General features: G+C 64.9%; 1 protein-coding gene. It reads left to right on the top strand.

The features are described from left to right. A partial coding sequence (locus tag NLM59_RS11700; RefSeq protein ID WP_304417960.1) for a hypothetical protein occupies window positions 1-225 on the top strand: 225 nt, incomplete at both ends.

The raw sequence follows: 225 nt of genomic DNA, 5'->3' as shown, positions 1-225 counted from the left end.
CCGATTGCGCTTTTGTATTTCTTCAACGGCGTGATCTTCGTGGCCAATGCCGCCTTCAACAACCTGGGCCGTCCGTTCCTGTCGACCTGGGTGAACTGGGGGCGACATACGCTGGGCACGGTACCCTTCGTGATGGCGGGCGCCGCTTTGGTCGGGGCGCCGGGGGTACTGATCGGGCAAGCCGTGGGCGGCATCGTGTTCGGGGCGCTGGCGTGGCTGCTTGCA

This window comes from Profundicola chukchiensis, from assembly GCF_029664245.1.
GTDB lineage: Bacteria > Bacteroidota > Bacteroidia > Flavobacteriales > Weeksellaceae > Profundicola > Profundicola chukchiensis.
The sequence above is the reverse complement of the archived record's forward strand: the minus strand, read 5'-3'. Positions and strand labels throughout refer to the sequence as shown.